The following is a 16193-nucleotide window of genomic DNA, read 5'->3' on the forward strand; positions in this document are numbered from 1 at the left end:
CCCTGGTCATGCCCTCGAATGACCAGGGGACCTCGTGGTGACGGTCAGCGGCTGCGACCGTTCACGATGCAGGCACGATGAGGAGCGGGCAGGTGAGGTGGTGCACGGCATAGGTCGTCACCGAGCCGAGAAGCAGCCCCTTGAAGCCCCCGAGCCCGCGCGACCCGAGGACGACCATCTCCGCCGGACCGTCATCGCCGCCCTCGGCGGCCTTGATGATCTCGGCGCCGGAGTGCCCGAGGCTGGAGGTGGCCGTGACCGGCACGGGAAACCCACCCTCATAGCGGGACTCGAGTTCTGCCATTTCCGTGGTGAGGAACTCCTCGCCCGCATCCCGTAGGGCGTCGAGCTCGATCACGGCACCGAACTCCGTGCCCATCACGGCGGGCAGGGGGACCGCATGCACGGCGACGATGCTGGCGTTGCGCCACTCGGCTTCACGGACCGCTTCGGCGAACGCCGCCCGCGAGGTCAGCGAGCCATCCAAACCAACGACGATATATCCCATGATCAGCTCCTTCTCCTTGCTCCGATCCGTGCGTGCTTCGGGGTGCACCGATCACGCGGTCAACGACTCCCACCCTGCTTCTCGTTCGGCCATGCGACCGGCCAACGCCGCCACCTCGGCCCGTCGCGCCATCCCGAGCTTGCCGAGCAAGCGCGAGACGTAGTTCTTCACGGTCTTCTCGGCGAGGATCATCTCGATGCCGATCTGTCGGTTCGACCAGCCCTTGCCGATGAGTTCGACGATCTGACGCTCCTGGTCGCTGAGCGCCGAGACCGCCGGGCCCTCCTCGCTGACGACGGCCTTCGCTGCTTCGTCCACCTCGGACGGATCGAGCAATCGGGCGCCGCCCGCCACTGCCCGAACGGTGTCGATGATGTCGGCGGCACTGAGGCTCTTGTGGCAGAACCCCACCGCACCGGCCACCGCGGCTTCAACCAGTACCCGTTGGTCATCGATCGAGGTGAGCATCACCGATGCGACCCCGGGATGACGCTTGCTGACGTGTCGGCAGACGTTGAGGCCACATCCTTCGGCGAGCCGCACATCGAGCACGGCGACATCGGGCTGGAGACGGTCGATCCGTCGGATCGCTTCGCGTTCGGTGGCCGCCGTGCCGACGACCACCATGTCGGGCTCGGCGTCGATCAGGTCGACGAGACCGCGAACGACGACGTCGTGGTCGTCGAGGACGAACACACCGATGGTCGGTGCTTCGCCCGAGGCCTCTCGTGCACTCGCAGTCCTTGGTGTCATGTGACGAGCGTCCCGCGTCGAGATCCACGGTCGATACCTCGATCGTCAACATCCGATCAAACTCGTCGAGGGCCGCTGGACCCTGGTCCTGGCCTCGACCGGGACCGAGACTGATGCTGCTCGAACGACTCGACCGACAAGGTGCCGAGTCGACATCGACGAGTGAGGTGACGTTCCATGGCTGTGTTCTCGACGATCGCCGTCGGCTTCGATGGCTCCAACGGATCGCAGGCCGCCCTGCGCTGGGCCGAGGTGCTGTCGGAACGGACGCACGCACCGCTGGCGGTCCTGAGTGCCTTCACCCAGCCGCCGGCCGAAATGACGGTCGCGCTGCACGACGACCTGCTGGATGACTATCGACGCTCACTTCGCGAGCACGGCGTCGACCAGTCGCTGCCGGTGTACATCGCCGACGGCGACCCCCGCCAGGTGCTTTCCACCACGGCGGCAACCCGCGAGTACGGCCTGCTGGTCCTCGGCCGGGCGGGCCGAGGCAGCGAACCAGGCTTCTTCCACGTCGGCAGCGTGGTCGAGTACGTCGCACACCACACGAACACACCGCTCGCCGTGATCCCCCTCGACGCAGTGTTGAACGATGAGCCGGGTCCGGTGGTGCTCGGGCTCGACGGATCGCGAGAGTCCGCGGGTGCTGCCGAACTGGCCGCCCAGGTCGCCGAGGGCTTGGGCGTCGAGGTCGTCGCCGTCCACGCCCGCCTACCGCACCAGGGTCACGACCGAGTCTCGGCCTTGGCTCGGCTCGATGAGGCCGAACGCCAGCGTCTCGATCAGTGGTCGGAACCGCTGAAGGATTGTGGGATCACGACCACCGCCGTGTCGGTCGTCAACACCGATCCGGCCGCTGCGGTGCTCGATCTGGCACACGAGAAGAAGGCGTCGGTGGTCGTCATCGGCACTCGCGGCACGGGCGGATTCAGCGGTCTCCGGTTCGGCGGCCAGGCCATGCGCACACTGCACCGCGCCGCGTTGCCGCTGATCCTGGTGCCGCCACGCCGGAGCGAACCGGCGGCTTAAGGAGGTGCGCGGAGAGGGCGACGAAGGAGCCCTTGACGTGCACCGACCCAGAAGCCCAGCCTGGTTGTTTCGCCGACGAAGGAGGCGAATCGCAGTGCAACGTCTCGCCTCTCCGCCCTGCCTGAGACCTACTCGTCGTCGGCTAGTAGCGCCGCCAGCAGATCGAGGCTGCTGAGGATGCCGACCGTCGCCGCCCCTCGAACGACGAGGAGGTGGTGGACTCGCTGCTCGAGCATGTAGCGAGCGGCCTCACCGACCTCGCTCTCGGCGTCGATGGTGTACGGCACCGAGGTCATCACGCTCGACACCGGATCCTCGTCCGGCCAGTCGTCAACGAGATCCGTGCTCGTGACCAGGCCGGCGACGCTGCCGCTGGCCACGACCGGCAAGGCGTGGATCCCGAGGGTGAGCATGAGGTCGCGGGCCCGACCGATGGGGTCGTCGGGTCCGATCACGACCGGTTCGATCGTCATGACCTCCTCGATGCGCCTGCGGTCGTGTGCTCGATGCTCCATGCGTCGATCTCAGCCCATGGTGCGTCCTCGGCGACAGAGCAACAGGTCACCTCCGATGCCGGACCTGACGCCGACCCCAACCCGACCCCGACCAAAGACCCTGTCCACGCAGGTCGTCGGCAAGGTACAACTGAGCTGTCGGAGGATTTGGTCTCCGATGTGCTTCCACTTCTGTGAGGAGGCGACATGGCCCCCAACGCACCACCGTCCCCCGGACCGATGCTCGACGACGCACGAAGCGCCGATGACTCGCCACGGGCACAAGTCCTGGTCGTCGACGACGACGACGAACTCCGATCCATCGTCGGAGCGGAGCTGACCGACCACCACTTCGAAGTGATCGGCACCTCGAACGGACATCGCGCCCTCGACATCATCCGCTCCCGGCCGCCAGACCTCGTCGTGCTCGATCTCGGTCTGCCCGACATGAGCGGCCTCGATCTGCTCCGCACCGTTCGCCAGATGGGCTCGCTCCCGGTGATCATCTTGTCGGGGTGGGACTCCGAAGCCGACCGTGTGGTCGGACTCGAGATGGGCGCTGACGACTACGTCGTCAAGCCCTTCTCGTCTCGCGAGCTTGCGGCTCGGGTCAAGACCGTGTTGCGGCGAGCCGAGGCGATGCCCGAGCACGCACCCCCGACCCGGCTCGACTTCGACCGCCTCGTGATCGACCTTGCGGCACGCGACGTACGAGTCGACGACGAGTACATCGACCTGACCGCCAAGGAGTTCGACCTGTTGGCCTTCCTCGCCGAATCGCCTCGCCAGGTGTTTTCCCGAGCCCAGTTGCTCCGCCGGGTGTGGAGCTCCGATCCCGAGTGGCAGAGCCCATCCACGGTCGCCGAACACATCCACCGGCTTCGCCGCAAGATCGAGCCGAACCCGTCCGACCCGCGTTGGATCCATACGATGCGAGGCGCCGGCTATCGGTTCGTGCCGTGACCACCGGCGACGCTGCCGGCTCGTCGATGAAGGTCGACTGGGACGACTTCCTCGACCTGTCCGAGGCGGCGTTCGATGACGCGCCTGTCGGCATGGCCCTGGCGTTGCTCGATGACGAGGGGAATCGTACGATCCATGTGGCGAATCGGGCCCTCGCCCGATTCCTCGGCACAACGCCCGACGATCTGTTGGGCGTCAACTTCAACGATCTGACCCACCCCGACGATCGGGCCGCCGACCTCGAATCGGCCGCAGCGATCCGAGCTGGAGCCGTCGACACCGTGCGGCGACGCAAGCGATATCTGCATGCCGATGGCACCTACCGATGGGCCGAGCTCAACGCTCGCGCCCTCCGGGTGAAGGACGACAGCATCGTCACGCTGGCCCACATCCTCGATATCAGCGACCGCATCGAGCTCGAGCGAGCACAGGCCGAAGCAGCCGACGCATTGGAACGCATGGTCGCCGACCGTACCGACGAACTGGCTCGGTCTGAGACAGCGCTCCGGGTCGCGCTCGACCAGAGTCAGGGACGCGAGCGTCAGCTGGAGCTCGTCCTCGACGCGACGAAGGCTGCCGTGGGTGAATGGAACATGCTCGACGGCACGCTCCTGCTCAGCGACAGCTGGTACCGGCTCCTCGGCTACGAACCGGGCACGGTCGATCTCACCGATGGACCGTGGCAGGCGTGGGTGCACCCTGACGACTGGCCCGAGTTGCAGCGGTTGTTGGAGGAATCGGAGGCCGCAGGTCAGCGACTGGTCGAGCATACGCTCCGGGTCCGCCACCGTGACGGCACCTGGCGGTGGAACCGCTACCGAGGCGTGGCCACCGAGTGGACCGATGCCGGCCGACCGGCGCGCATGTTGGGCATCGCGCTCGATGTCACGGAACAACGTTCGCTCGAGCAGCAGCTGGTGCACTCGGCGAAGATGCAGTCGCTCGGGGCGTTCGCCGGCGGCATCGCCCACGACTTCAACAATGTGCTGGCCATCGTGCAGGGCCATACCGAGGCGCTCGAACGCTCGTCGCAAGTGCAACCGCTGACCGACGATCAGCTCGCCAGGATCGAAGCGATCCAACGCGCCGTCCGCCGAGCCACCTCGCTGGTGCGCAGCCTCATGCTGCTGAACCGCCCATCGGCAACGTCAGGCAAGGTCACCGACCTCGCTGATCTATTGCATCGCACCGCTGCGTCGCTGCCGTACCTGCTTGGTGAGGACGTGCGTCTCGATGTCACGGTGCCGCCGTATCCAGTAGTCGTGCCGGTCGACGAGGGCCGGCTCGAGGCAGCGCTGCTGAACCTCGCGGCCAACGCACGAGACGCCATGCCGGCCGGCGGCACGCTCACCATGGTGCTCGACGCTGGCGATGACCCGACACCCTCGGCGGTGCTACGCGTCACCGATACCGGCGTCGGCATGGACGACAACACTCTGGCGTCCATCTTCGAACCGTTCTTCACGACCAAGATGCCCGGCGTCGGCACGGGACTCGGGATGGCCACCACCTACGCCACCATCACCGAGGCGAACGGCACGATCACCGCAACCTCGACGCCAGGGAACGGCGCCACCATCACCATCGTCCTCCCGATCGTCCCCGTGACCACCTCGGCCGAGCAGGTACCGCCCATGCTCCCGACACCACTCCGGCCGAGCACCTCGCTCCTGGTGGTCGAGGACGAGGCCGAACTGCTCGAACTGACGACCGAACTGCTCGAGGATCAGCAGTTCCGTGTGCACAGTGCGCTCGACGCCGATGAGGCCCTCGAGACCCTCGAGCGGTACGACGACATCGCGTTGGTGATCACCGACGCCGTCATGCCGGGGATGAGTGGGCCGGAGCTGGCCTCGATCATCCGGGAGCGGTGGCCTCAGATCCCGTTGCTCTTCATGAGCGGCTACTCGGTCGAGAGCCCAGCAACGCTGCCGTTCGGCGACGACCACGTCCTCACGAAACCGGTGACGTCGGAAGCGCTCATCGAGGCCGTCGCCCGGGTCTTGCAGCCCGACGGGAACAGAAGGGATCGACCATGACCTCGAACAGCACCACCTGCCGCAGTTGCGGGGCCCGGAACCGGGTGCCCGTCGTGGCGATCGGGCGGCCGCGCTGCGCGAAGTGCAAGCAAGACCTCCCCTGGATCGTCAATGCCACCGCCAACGACTTCGACGAGGCCATCGAGCGTTCCACACTGCCGGTGCTGGTCGACCTGTGGGCCCCGTGGTGCGGGCCGTGCAAGATGGTGGCGCCGATGCTCGAGCGCCTCGCCGCGGAGCGCTCCGGCAAACTCCGGGTGGTGAAGCTCAACGTCGATGAAGCGCCGGCGATCTCGGCGAGACTGCGGGCACAGAGCATCCCGACACTGCTGCTGTTCGATCGCGGCGTCGAAGTCGGGCGCCAGATCGGTGCGCTGCCCGAAGACGCGCTGCGCCGCTGGATCGACCAGACATTCACGTGACCTTGTCCCCTGGCTCTGTTCGCAGGGCCAGGCGACGATCGGAGGCATGGTCGAAGATCGAGCGGAGCGAAGCGAGCGCTACGGCATCGTGGTCGGGATCGACGGATCCGATGGTTCCCGGGCAGCCATGCGCTGGGCCGCTGCTCACACCGATCACTTCGGACCGATTCAACCGGTCGTCGCCTGGCGGTTCCCATGGTGGCTGGTCCCCAACCCCTTCCCCGGCGCCCCGGCACCTCCGCCCAGCGAGCAATTTCAACTCCGGGCCGAACGCCAAGCCCGGCACGAACTCGACTCGCTCGGTATCGAGCCCACGGCGGATCCCATCGTGTGCGAGGCCGCCGCCGGCCCGACCCTCGTCACCATCGGGGCGCGGGCCAACCTCATCGCCGTCGGCACTCGCGGCCGCGATGCGCTCCGCGGCACCCTGCTCGGATCGACAGGCATGCATTTGGTCACCCATGCCCGAGTCCCCGTCGTGGTCGTGCCACGCGATCTCCCGATGACGCCTCGGCAAGGCCCCGTCGTCGTCGGCATCGACGGTTCGCCCAATGCCACCGCCGCTCTGCGATGGGCGCTCACCAACACACCCGCAAACACGCTGTTGGTCGCCGTGATGAGCTACCTCGATCCGATTGACGTGACGCTGCGCCCTGACCTGCCGCCGAAGACGGAAACCGCACAGGCGGCGGAGCGGCTGCTGCGCACGACGGTCGACGAGACCCGTCGTGCGATCGGTCCCGAGGCACACGAGGTCACCACTCGGGTCCTCTACGGCGAACCGCGCGAGGTGCTCGAGGAACTCGCCACGACGGCGCAACTCCTCGTTCTCGGCACCAGAGGGCACCGAGGAGTGGCGCATCTGCTGCTCGGGTCCACCACCGACGCGCTCATCCGCCACCCGATCGCGCCGGTCGTCGTCGTCCCGTCCGACGGTTGAAGCCCGGGCGCATGCCGGTGTTTCGATGACAGTGCTGTGGATCGTCGGCGTCGTGACCGGGTTGACGGTCGCGATCATTGCCAGCCGCCACGCGCTCGACGCGGCATCCGAGGTCGGCCGGCTGCTCGGGTTGTCGCCCTTCGTTCTCGGGATGACCGTTGTGGCCATCGGCACCGACCTTCCCGAGATCGCGAACAGCATCGTCTCCTCCGCGACGGGTCACGGCGACCTCAACATCGGGGACTCGATCGGCTCGGTGGTGACGCAGTCCACGCTCGTCCTCGGTGTGCTGGCGATGTCGGGCCGCCTCGAGACCGAGCGCCGGTTCGTGGTGACCACCGGGTCGCTCACGGTCCTGGCCCTGCTCATCGGGGCCATGGTGATCGACGACGAGTTCCTGAGTCGAGTCGACGCGCTGCTCCTGATCGCGACCTGGCTCGTCGGCACGTTCATCATCCAACGGCCGACACCCGACGAGCGCCGAATCCGATCCGAGGGCGACACTCCGCGCCCACCGGGCGACGTGCTCCGGCGCGAGCTTCGACGCACGGTGATGTTCTTGCTGATCGTCGGGGCGGGAGCTGCGCTCGCCGTCGAATGCTTCACTCGGGCCGCCAGCGCCTTCGGGGTTCCCGAATACCTGCTGAGCTTCTTCGTGCTTGCCGCCGGCACGTCGCTGCCCGAACTCGTCGTCGATGCCCGTGCCCTACGCCGGGGTGAGGGTGCGCTGGCGCTGGGCGACCTACTCGGCTCGTCGTTCGTCGATGCCACCCTGTCGCCTGCGGTCGGACCGCTACTCTTCCCCACCGTGCTGAGCGCCGGGTTGGCCCGCGGCAGCCTGCTCACTGCAGCGGTCATCGCCGTCGTCACGTCGCTGCTCCTACGCGAGGGCCAGCCCCGTTGGCCGACGGGGCTGGCCCTCGTGATGCTCTACCTGGCGCTGTATCCGGCGCTCATCGTGTGAGCCATCCCAGTCGGCGTCACCGGTGGACGATCAGGTGAAGATGATCTGGCCGCCCGCTGCCTTCTCGTAGAACTCACCGACGGTGATGATGTCGTCGAGTTCATCGATCAGGTCCTCCCGCTCGAGCTTGAACAGATCGACCGAGGCAAGACAGGCGTACAACCCAGCGCCGGTGTCGGCGATCATCTGCACGAACTCGGGGATATCGGGAATGTCGAGCTCCTCGATCTGGTGCTCCATGTACTTGGTCATCAGCCCCGACACGCCGGGCAGGCCGCCGGCCCACGTGGGGATGTGGAGACCCGGGTTGCCGACGGTGGCCACCTTGATGTGGGACTGGTGCTTCTTGTGCACGGCGTCCATGCCGAAGAAGGTGAAGAAGACGTTGGCCTCGATGCCCTCGGCTCGAGCCCCGTTGGCCATGATCAGACCCGGATAGATCCCTTCGAGCGAACCCTTGGAGATGATGATCGAGACTTTCTCGATCGGTGCTGGTTCGGTATCGTCGGACATCAGATGCATCCCTTCGGCTTGGGGATTCCGGCGCAGCGGGCGGCAATCTTGGCCGGGCCCTTCGGGAAGAGCTCATAGAGCTCCTTGACCGACACGCCGGAGGTCTTGCCCAGCTTGCGGACCGTCGGTCCGGTGCCTTTCTCGAAATACTCCTTGCGCATGAAGTTGATGACCTGCCAGTGCTTGTCGGTCAGCTCACCGAGGTCTGCTTCTGCCGCCATCTCGACGGCCATGGGTTCGGTCCACTGGTTGGGATCGACGAAGAAGCCCTCCTTGTCGACCTCGATGGTGGCGCCGGCGAGCGTCTTGGTTGCCATGGTGCATCTGCCTTTCTCGTGAAATCGTGGGTTGCGCTAGTTGGCGACGGCATGTTTGCCGATGGTCGGCATGTCGGAACCGATGCCGGGCATGTCTCGGCCGGGGAGCAAGCTGTGCCAGTAGAAGGACTGGAACATGAGCTTGCCCATGTGGTTGAGGCGGGACTCCTTCAACAGCGGCAGTCCAAGGGGTCCGGGATAGTGCCCCGGCAGCGGTTCGGTCTCGTAGTTGAAGTCGATGAGCAGGGCCTTGGAGAACCCCGTTTCGATGAAGCAGTTCGCGTGCCCGTCGAAGCGGGCCGGCAACTCCTCCCCATCGATGAAGGCCTCCATGTTCTCGAGGAGCACGTCACCCTCGAAGTGGGTGACCGAGCCGGCCTTCGACGTCGGGACGTCGGCGGCATCGCCGATCACGAAGATGTTGGGCTTCACCAGCGACTGCAGCGTCGCGTTGTCGGTCGGGATGAAGCCGAGTTCGTCGCCCAATCCTTCGGACTCCTCGACGTAGGGCGCACCGCCGTGGAGCGGGATGACGACGGCAAGGTCGTAGGGGACCTCACGGCCGTCGTAGCCGATGATGACCTTCCGGTCCTCGTCGACCTCACCGGTGTTGAACTCGGTCACCACCTCGATGCCCTTGTCGGCCAAGAGGTTGCCCAATGCCGACGCCGCCACCGGTTTGGTGAAGGCACCGTCGAGCGGCGTGACGTACGTGATCGTGATGTCGTCACGTACGCCTCGCTCGGTGAAGTACCAGTCGGCGAGGAACGCGAACTCGAGCGGCGCCACCGGGCACTTGATCGGCATGTCGAACACGTTGATCACGAGCCGGCCCGACGTGAAGGTCTCGAGCCGCTCGGCGAGTGCCGTTGCTCCCTCCATGTCGTAGAAGGTGAAGACGTCCTTCATCCACCCCGACCCGAGCAGTCCTTCGGTTTCGTCGGGCAGGAGCGAGGTGCCCGTGGCGACCAACAACAGGTCGTACGGCAACAACTCGCCATTGTCGAGCAGAACCGTCTGTTCTTCGATGTCGACGGTTTGGATCGTCGCCGCGTGGTACGTGATGTCGCGGTGGAGTTGGCGATCTCGTTTGCGGACGATCTCCTCGGGTTCGGCCAGGCCGAAGGGTACGAAGAGCAGTCCGGGTTGGTAGATGTGGTCGTTGTTCTGGTCGATGATGTCGATGTGGAGCTCGCTCGTCGAGTAGTGCCGACGCAGCTTGTTGGCGGCAAGAGTGCCGCCAGTGCCCGCCCCGAGTATCACCAGATTCGTTCGTCCTCCGGTCATGAGGCGAACCTCCTCGTTTGTTGTTCTGGTGTTGAACCTACGCTCGGCGGTGCTTCTCGGGAACGGACGAAGGTCCCCTTCTCCCCCGCCTCACTCGCACGCATGGGTGGTGACGGGCGTGAGCCATGGAGCGCAGGCGTTCTGTGCGTCAAACTCCTCGCGATCCCCGTTCTGTGCGTCAGAGTTCCCGCAGCCGGGAAGTTTGACGCACAGAACGGGATTGGCGGTGGGTTTGACGCACAGTTCGGGTGTGGCATCGGAGGGTGGGTCAGAGGCATCCGAGGCGGGCGATGGTGGCGTCGAGGACGTCGTCGGGATGTGGATGGGTGTCGACGGCGATGGCTTCAGACCATGGCGCGTGCCGGGTGCGGAGCTCGTCGATGAGCTCGGGCCGAGCATCGGAGGGATCGGTACCCTCGTCGAGTCGGGCGGCAACCCGCTGCTTCGCAGTGTTCGCATCGAGCACACACTCGATCTCGATGACGTCCGCTCCCTTGGCTTCGGCGAGCGCTCGGGCGGCCGCCCGGTGTTCCTCTCGATTCCACGAGGCGTCGAGCACGACCGACTCGGCTCGGTCGAGCAGCGCGCCGGCCCGCTGCAGCAGCGTCTGATACGTGAGGTCGCTCATGCTCGGGGTGTAGATCCCCTCGTCGGCTTTGGCCACCTCGTGATCGAGGTGGGGCCGACCGGCCAGGTCCTTGCGGAGCTCGTCGGTGGTCAACAGCATCGAGCCGAAGGCGCCGGACAACCCGCGCGCCAGCGTCGACTTCCCGGTTCCCGGCGTGCCACCCACCAACGTGACGGTCAGTTGGGCTCGCTCGAGATGTGACACACACAGGTGGTGGTAGGCACGGACCGCAGCGGCCGCCGAGGCGTCGCCCTGGCGATAGCGGAGTCCCTCGACTTTCGCCCGCACGTGTGCCCGGTAGGCGACGTAGTGATGAGCGAGTGCCGCCGGATGGTGCTCGTTCGAGAACTCGCAGTACCACCGCAGGAAGGCGCTCGACAGCCGTGAGCCGGCGAGGCGGTCGAGGTCCATGACGAGGAAGGCCACGTCGAGCAGCACATCGGCGATTCGCAGCTTGGGATCGAAGGCCAGGCAGTCGAGGATCTGCGGACCCTCGTCGAGACAGAAGATGTCCGACGCCGTCAGGTCACCGTGACCATCACGGACGAGACCGTCCGCCATCCGCTGACGAAGCAGCGGCTCACGGTGATCGAGGAACTGACGCACCAGATGGCGAGCTCGTTCGACCTCCGCTCGCTGCAACACGTCGCCAACCAGTGGCTCGATGTCATCGAAGTTGTCGGTCCAGTTCTTGAGCAGACCGGTGCGGCCGGCGATCGCCTCGGCATCGAGCAGCGGCTCCTGCGCAGCATGGAACGCCGCCACCGTGCGAGCGATCGAGCGCACGCATTCTCCCACCTCGGGGTGACCGAGCATCGCCGTGAGTCGGCGGTCTGCGGGGAGGCGACGCATCACGATCATTCGATCGACGACCTGGCCGGCTTCGACCACGTCGGCGTGCCCGAGGTAGACCTCGGGCGCCAGCCGGCGATTGAGCTCGATCTCCTGTGTGACGGCAGCGATGCGCTTCTCGGTGGTGGAGAAGTCGAGGAAGCTGGTCGTGAGCGGCTTCAGCAACTTGTAGGCCCGATCGCCGACGAAGCAGACCGTCGAGATGTGGGTCTCGACCACCTCGGGCGCAACGCGTTCGAGCCGTTGGCCGTCGGCTGAGGTCTCGTGGTGGGGTGTCACGGTCGACAGCTCCTTCGATGATCGGCGATGTCGTACGATCCGGTGGTGGCACTCACCCGGGCTCGGGTCGCCTGTCCTTGCGTTCGCCGACGGGCACGATGAGGACGGGCACCGTGGACGCCCGAGCCAGCTTCTCGGCGACGCTGCCGAGCAACCAGCGCTGCACACCGCTGCGGCCGTGCGAAGCGACGACCAGCATCGACGCCTCGCTGTCGGCAACGACGTCGAGCAGACCATCCGCCGGCGAGTCACGGTGGGTCAGCACCGGAACGACCTCGACCTCGGCGGCATGCGCCGCACCGATGCGCCGAAGGACTTCGTGGCCGGCCTCGTCGAACGTTCGCTGCTCGGCTTCGGCCACCTGTTCGATGGCGGCGCGCTCGGGCACGTTCACGTTGACGGCGATGATGAGGGGGACGGCAGTGGATCGGGCGAGACGCCCGGCCTCGGCGACTGCCTCGGCCGACGCGTCGGACAGATCGACGCCGACCACGATCGCGCCGGCCATCACTGCCGGTGAGGTGACGTGCTCCATGCCATCAGTGTCGGGGTTGTCCGCCGGCGGGGACAGGGTCGGACGTCACTGCGCAGCGGCCGCTGACTCTGCCGGTCACGACGAGCCGCTCGCCAGAGCGCCACGATCTTTGTCAAGATGCACCGATGACCATCACGAGCTTCGCCACCGGCGAGATCGACGTCTTCTCCAGCGACGTCTACACCCGGGGCATTCCCCACGAACAACTGGCCTGGTGTCGAGCACAGCCGGGGATGGTCCTACAGGCAATCCCCGATCCCGACCTCGAAGACGAGGCGTTCATCGCCGCTCGCTACGACGATGTGATCGCCGTCGCCAAGGACAGCGAGCACTTCACCATCACGGATGGCCACAACGTTCGCCGTGTTCGTGGACGCAGCGACCAGCGGAACCTGCTGGTGCTCGATGATCCCGACCACCTGTATCTGCGAGCCAGGGCCAACAAGGGATTCACGCCGCGAACCGTGCGTCGCTACACCGAGCACTACCGAGACCTGGCCGATGCCATCCTCGACCGGGCCCTGGCCAAGGGCTCGTTCGATTTCGTCACCGATGTGTCATCGGAGCTCCCACTTGCTGCTATCTGCGAACTGCTCGGCGCACCGTCGAGCGACCACGCCAAGATCTTCGAGTGGTCCAATGCGATCATCGGCACCGAGGACGCCGAGTACTCGAGCGGCCTCGAAGGCCGTGTCGCCGCCGCGACCGAGATGGCCGTGTACGTCGAAGGTCTCGCTCGCGACCGGGCGGTCGAGCCGCGAGACGACCTTCTCACCACACTGACCCAGTCGACCGCGGCGGGCGAGATGACGCCCGAGGAGTTCTTCACCTTCGTCCTCCTGCTCTTCGTCGCCGGCAACGAAACGACGAGGAACAACATCTCGCACGGTGTCATCGCGCTCGCCGAACGTCCGGAGGTCTGGCAGCAACTTGCCGCCGCGCCGTTCGACGATCCGCTGTGGGACACGGCGGTCGACGAGATCACACGGTGGGCGACTCCGGTCGTCTACATGAGTCGCACCTGCACGAAGCCGGTCGATGTCAACGGCCAGCACGTCGAACCCGGACAGGTCGTAGCGATGTTCTACCCGTCGGCGAATCGCGATCGAGCGGTCTTCGGTCCCACCGCCGACGAGTTCGACATCACCCGCTCACCGAACCCGCATCTCAGCTTCGGCTTCTCGACGCACTTCTACCTCGGTGCCCACCTCGCCCGTCTCGAAACCAAGATGATGCTGCAGCAACTCATCACGAGGGTCGACGGACTCGAGATCACCGCTCCCCCGTCACACCTGCGGTCGAGCTTCATCCACGGCATCAAACACCTCTCGGTCACGGCGCGCTGAACGAGTTGCTTCGCGACGGCACCTGGGTCAGTCGCCACACCGCAGCGACGGCGAGCACGGCCACGAGCCCGGCGAGCCCGATGCGGCCCGGGGCGCGTGCCACCACCGCAGCGAACGCGCCGACGACCCATCCCAGCTCGAGCCGAGTCTCGAGCCCGGCGAAGGCCCGACCGCGACGAGCGTGCGGGGCGTCGGTCTGCACGATGCCATCGAACGCTCGCCGCCCGACGCTGCCGGCCAGACCGAGCGCCAGCCCGAGCAGCGCTGCGGTCGCACTGACGAACCACACGGCCGCGAGGGTGGCGACAGCGCCGAGTCCGAGGATCGCGCCGGTCAGCATCTCCTGCTCGTGGTGGCGCCGCCGCAACCGAGGAGCCGTGAACGTTCCGAGGAACCCGCCCAGGCCGATGGCCGCGCCGACGAGTCCCATCACCCAGGTCGGCTTGCCGGTCGACTTCAATACGAACCCGACGTGGAACACGATGAAGCCGGTCGCAAGTCGGACGACGGTCATCGCACCGGCGGCCGCCATGACACCGGCTCGATGCATCTCGAGCGTCTCCTCTTCGACCGGAACAGCCTCGACGCGCTCCGGCGACGGCATGCGGAGAGCGGCGAACGCACCGAGCGCGAAGGCGAGCGCAGCGCCGCGAACGGCCATCGACGCACCACCGACGCGCAACACCACGACGCCGAACGCACCGCCGAGCATGCCGGCCAACGTGCCGATCCGTGCCACCTGTGCGTTGAACGTCATGAGCTCACCGTCGGGCCCGAGCAGCGAGGGCACGATCGAGTTGCGGCCAACGGCGTAGACCTTCGCCCCGACGAGAAGAGCGAAGGCCTCGGGATAGAACAGCAGTGTCTTGAGCTGGGTGGAGAGGAGGAGCGCGACCAGGCCACGCAGAGCCAGCGACGTGGCGAGGACCATGCGATGGCCGCCACGGACCCGATCGATCATCGGACCGATCAGCGGTCCGAGCACGGCGAAGGGAGCCATGGTGACGGCGAGGTAGAGGAGAATGCGGGGCCGGGCGGCGTCGATCGAGACGTTGAAGAACAGCGAGCCGACCAGCGACAGGGCGAACAGTGACTCGCCGAAGCTGTGGAAGGCCTGCATCGGGAACAGCGCAGCGGCGGGAGAGCGCGGATGGAGCCCGCGACGAAGGCGACTCACAGCGGCTCGACGACCAGCTCGGTCGCCACGGCGACGGGCTCGTCGGTCAGCCGCATGACCGGTTGGTCCGATCCGGCCGGCCGATGGTCCTCGAAGTGGAACTCGAAGGCGGCGGCATCGTCGGCAGCGATGTAGTACTCGGCGTGCAGCACATAGCCTTCGCCGTCCGGCTCGATCGGGCCGAGGGCGACCAGAAGCGTGCCCTCACGCGCCGGCAACCCGGCGACGTCGAGTTCGATCGCCTCGGCGAGTTCGTCGACGAAGCGGATCCGGTAGACCTCGGCGAAGTCCTCGACCACCGCCACCTGGGTCTCGAGGTCGATCCCGTCCTCGACCAACACCTCGACAAAGACCACGGGATCGGCCCATCCCTCGACCAGTTCGACGCCGGAGGTCGCGATGAGCTCCTCCAGCGCCACCTCGTACATGCCGGCATCGCGTGCGATGTCGGGTGGGGTCGCATCCTCACCGCAACCCGACGCGGCAGTGACGAGCAGGAGTCCGGGCAACAGGGTGCGGAGCAGTCGAAGGGCCGACGATGCGGTCGAGGTCACGAGTGAGCTCCTCGGGCGTGGACGACGAATAGGTGAAGGCTAGGCCCGGGCTCGGACCGATGAGGGACCGAGGTCCCTGGCCTGCCCACGAGCCCAGCCGTTGAATGGAGTCGTTCGCTGCGACCGTTGATGTCGCGCTCATGAAGGAGACGATCGTGGTCGGATTCTCGTACTTCCTCCCCGAGGGCCTCACGGATCCCGTGCGCTCGCTCGCGGCCTTCGCCGTCCACGAAGGATCGCCGTCGGACTCGTTCGCTCTCGTCGCCGAGCGGCTCACCAGTTTGGGCTGCAGCGCGCTCCCGGTCCGTATGCCCGATGGCCGACTCGGCATCGTGACCGAACGTGACATCGTCCAAGCCGTTGCGCTCGACACGACCGACCTGACAGCGGCAGCCCTCGCCTCGATGCCGGTCATCGAGATCGACGCCGACCGATCGGTCGACGACGCCGCCGAGCTGATGATGGTGTCGGGCGTCCGACACCTGGTCGTGCGAGACGACGAGCGGCTCGGGATCGTTTCGATGCGCGATGTCGTCGAGGCGCTGCTCAGTGCCAGCCGAACCTGAGACCCAGCCGTCCGTGGCGAGCGT

General features: G+C 66.6%; 18 protein-coding genes. 8 read left to right on the forward strand and 10 right to left on the reverse strand.

Going from position 1 to position 16193, the window contains the following annotated elements:
- Positions 1-61: 61 nt before the first annotated feature.
- Complete coding sequence (locus R2733_00970) at positions 62-508, reverse strand: universal stress protein (GenBank protein ID MEZ5375051.1); 447 nt, start codon at positions 506-508, stop codon at positions 62-64.
- A gap of 51 nt (positions 509-559) precedes the next feature.
- Positions 560-1261, reverse strand: coding sequence for a response regulator transcription factor (locus R2733_00975; GenBank protein MEZ5375052.1), 702 nt, complete (start codon positions 1259-1261; stop codon positions 560-562).
- 177 nt (positions 1262-1438) lie between these two features.
- Here R2733_00975 and R2733_00980 point away from each other — a divergent pair, with 177 nt between their 5' ends.
- The gene (locus R2733_00980) at positions 1439-2293 is read left to right on the forward strand and encodes a universal stress protein (protein MEZ5375053.1); all 855 of its coding nucleotides are present in this window, start codon (positions 1439-1441) and stop codon (positions 2291-2293) included.
- Positions 2294-2421: 128 nt separating this feature from the next.
- Here the strand turns inward: R2733_00980 and R2733_00985 are convergent, their stop codons facing one another.
- Complete coding sequence (locus R2733_00985; protein ID MEZ5375054.1) at positions 2422-2766, reverse strand: CBS domain-containing protein; 345 nt, start codon at positions 2764-2766, stop codon at positions 2422-2424.
- Positions 2767-2994: 228 nt separating this feature from the next.
- Here R2733_00985 and R2733_00990 point away from each other — a divergent pair, with 228 nt between their 5' ends.
- Genes R2733_00990 through R2733_01010 form a run of 5 tightly spaced genes read left to right on the forward strand, consistent with a single transcriptional unit; the run spans position 2995 to position 8115 of the window.
- A complete protein-coding gene (locus R2733_00990) occupies positions 2995-3750 on the forward strand; it encodes a response regulator transcription factor (GenBank protein MEZ5375055.1) in 756 nt (251 codons plus the stop codon).
- On the forward strand, positions 3747-5789 hold the full coding sequence (locus R2733_00995) for a PAS domain S-box protein (GenBank protein MEZ5375056.1): 2043 nt from the start codon (positions 3747-3749) through the stop codon (positions 5787-5789). The genes R2733_00990 and R2733_00995 overlap by 4 nt, the downstream gene beginning before the upstream one ends.
- Before the next feature lie 53 nt (positions 5790-5842).
- Entirely contained in the window at positions 5843-6211 is a 369-nt protein-coding gene (gene trxA, locus R2733_01000; GenBank protein MEZ5375057.1) for a thioredoxin, read from the forward strand.
- A gap of 46 nt (positions 6212-6257) precedes the next feature.
- Complete coding sequence (locus R2733_01005; GenBank protein ID MEZ5375058.1) at positions 6258-7151, forward strand: universal stress protein; 894 nt, start codon at positions 6258-6260, stop codon at positions 7149-7151.
- A gap of 25 nt (positions 7152-7176) precedes the next feature.
- Positions 7177-8115 carry a hypothetical protein gene (locus R2733_01010; protein MEZ5375059.1) on the forward strand — a complete coding sequence of 313 codons (939 nt, stop codon included), beginning with the start codon at positions 7177-7179 and terminating at the stop codon, positions 8113-8115.
- A 30-nt stretch (positions 8116-8145) separates the two neighbouring features.
- Here R2733_01010 and R2733_01015 read toward each other — a convergent pair whose 3' ends face one another.
- From R2733_01015 to R2733_01035, 5 genes are all read right to left on the reverse strand, one after another.
- On the reverse strand, positions 8146-8628 hold the full coding sequence (locus tag R2733_01015; protein ID MEZ5375060.1) for a DsrE/DsrF/DrsH-like family protein: 483 nt from the start codon (positions 8626-8628) through the stop codon (positions 8146-8148).
- Entirely contained in the window at positions 8628-8945 is a 318-nt protein-coding gene (locus R2733_01020) for a TusE/DsrC/DsvC family sulfur relay protein (GenBank protein MEZ5375061.1), read from the reverse strand. Before R2733_01020 ends, R2733_01015 begins: the two co-directional genes overlap by 1 nt.
- A gap of 36 nt (positions 8946-8981) precedes the next feature.
- The gene (locus R2733_01025; GenBank protein MEZ5375062.1) at positions 8982-10232 is read right to left on the reverse strand and encodes an FAD/NAD(P)-binding oxidoreductase; all 1251 of its coding nucleotides are present in this window, start codon (positions 10230-10232) and stop codon (positions 8982-8984) included.
- A gap of 268 nt (positions 10233-10500) precedes the next feature.
- A complete protein-coding gene (locus tag R2733_01030; protein ID MEZ5375063.1) occupies positions 10501-11991 on the reverse strand; it encodes an AAA family ATPase in 1491 nt (496 codons plus the stop codon).
- Positions 11992-12043: 52 nt separating this feature from the next.
- Entirely contained in the window at positions 12044-12526 is a 483-nt protein-coding gene (locus tag R2733_01035; protein ID MEZ5375064.1) for a universal stress protein, read from the reverse strand.
- A gap of 125 nt (positions 12527-12651) precedes the next feature.
- Between R2733_01035 and R2733_01040 the strand changes: the two genes are divergently transcribed.
- A complete protein-coding gene (locus R2733_01040) occupies positions 12652-13872 on the forward strand; it encodes a cytochrome P450 (GenBank protein MEZ5375065.1) in 1221 nt (406 codons plus the stop codon).
- On the opposite strand, the gene R2733_01045 is transcribed toward R2733_01040, so the two are convergent.
- Positions 13859-14992 (reverse strand): hypothetical protein, encoded by a 1134-nt coding sequence (locus R2733_01045; protein ID MEZ5375066.1) that lies wholly within the window; start codon positions 14990-14992, stop codon positions 13859-13861. The genes R2733_01040 and R2733_01045 overlap by 14 nt on opposite strands.
- A 53-nt stretch (positions 14993-15045) precedes the next feature.
- Complete coding sequence (locus R2733_01050; GenBank protein MEZ5375067.1) at positions 15046-15603, reverse strand: hypothetical protein; 558 nt, start codon at positions 15601-15603, stop codon at positions 15046-15048.
- 140 nt (positions 15604-15743) lie between these two features.
- Between R2733_01050 and R2733_01055 the strand changes: the two genes are divergently transcribed.
- Positions 15744-16169, forward strand: coding sequence for a CBS domain-containing protein (locus R2733_01055; GenBank protein ID MEZ5375068.1), 426 nt, complete (start codon positions 15744-15746; stop codon positions 16167-16169).
- Positions 16170-16193 lie beyond the last annotated feature (24 nt).

This window comes from Acidimicrobiales bacterium, from assembly GCA_041394265.1.
Lineage (GTDB): Bacteria > Actinomycetota > Acidimicrobiia > Acidimicrobiales > SZUA-35 > JBBQUN01.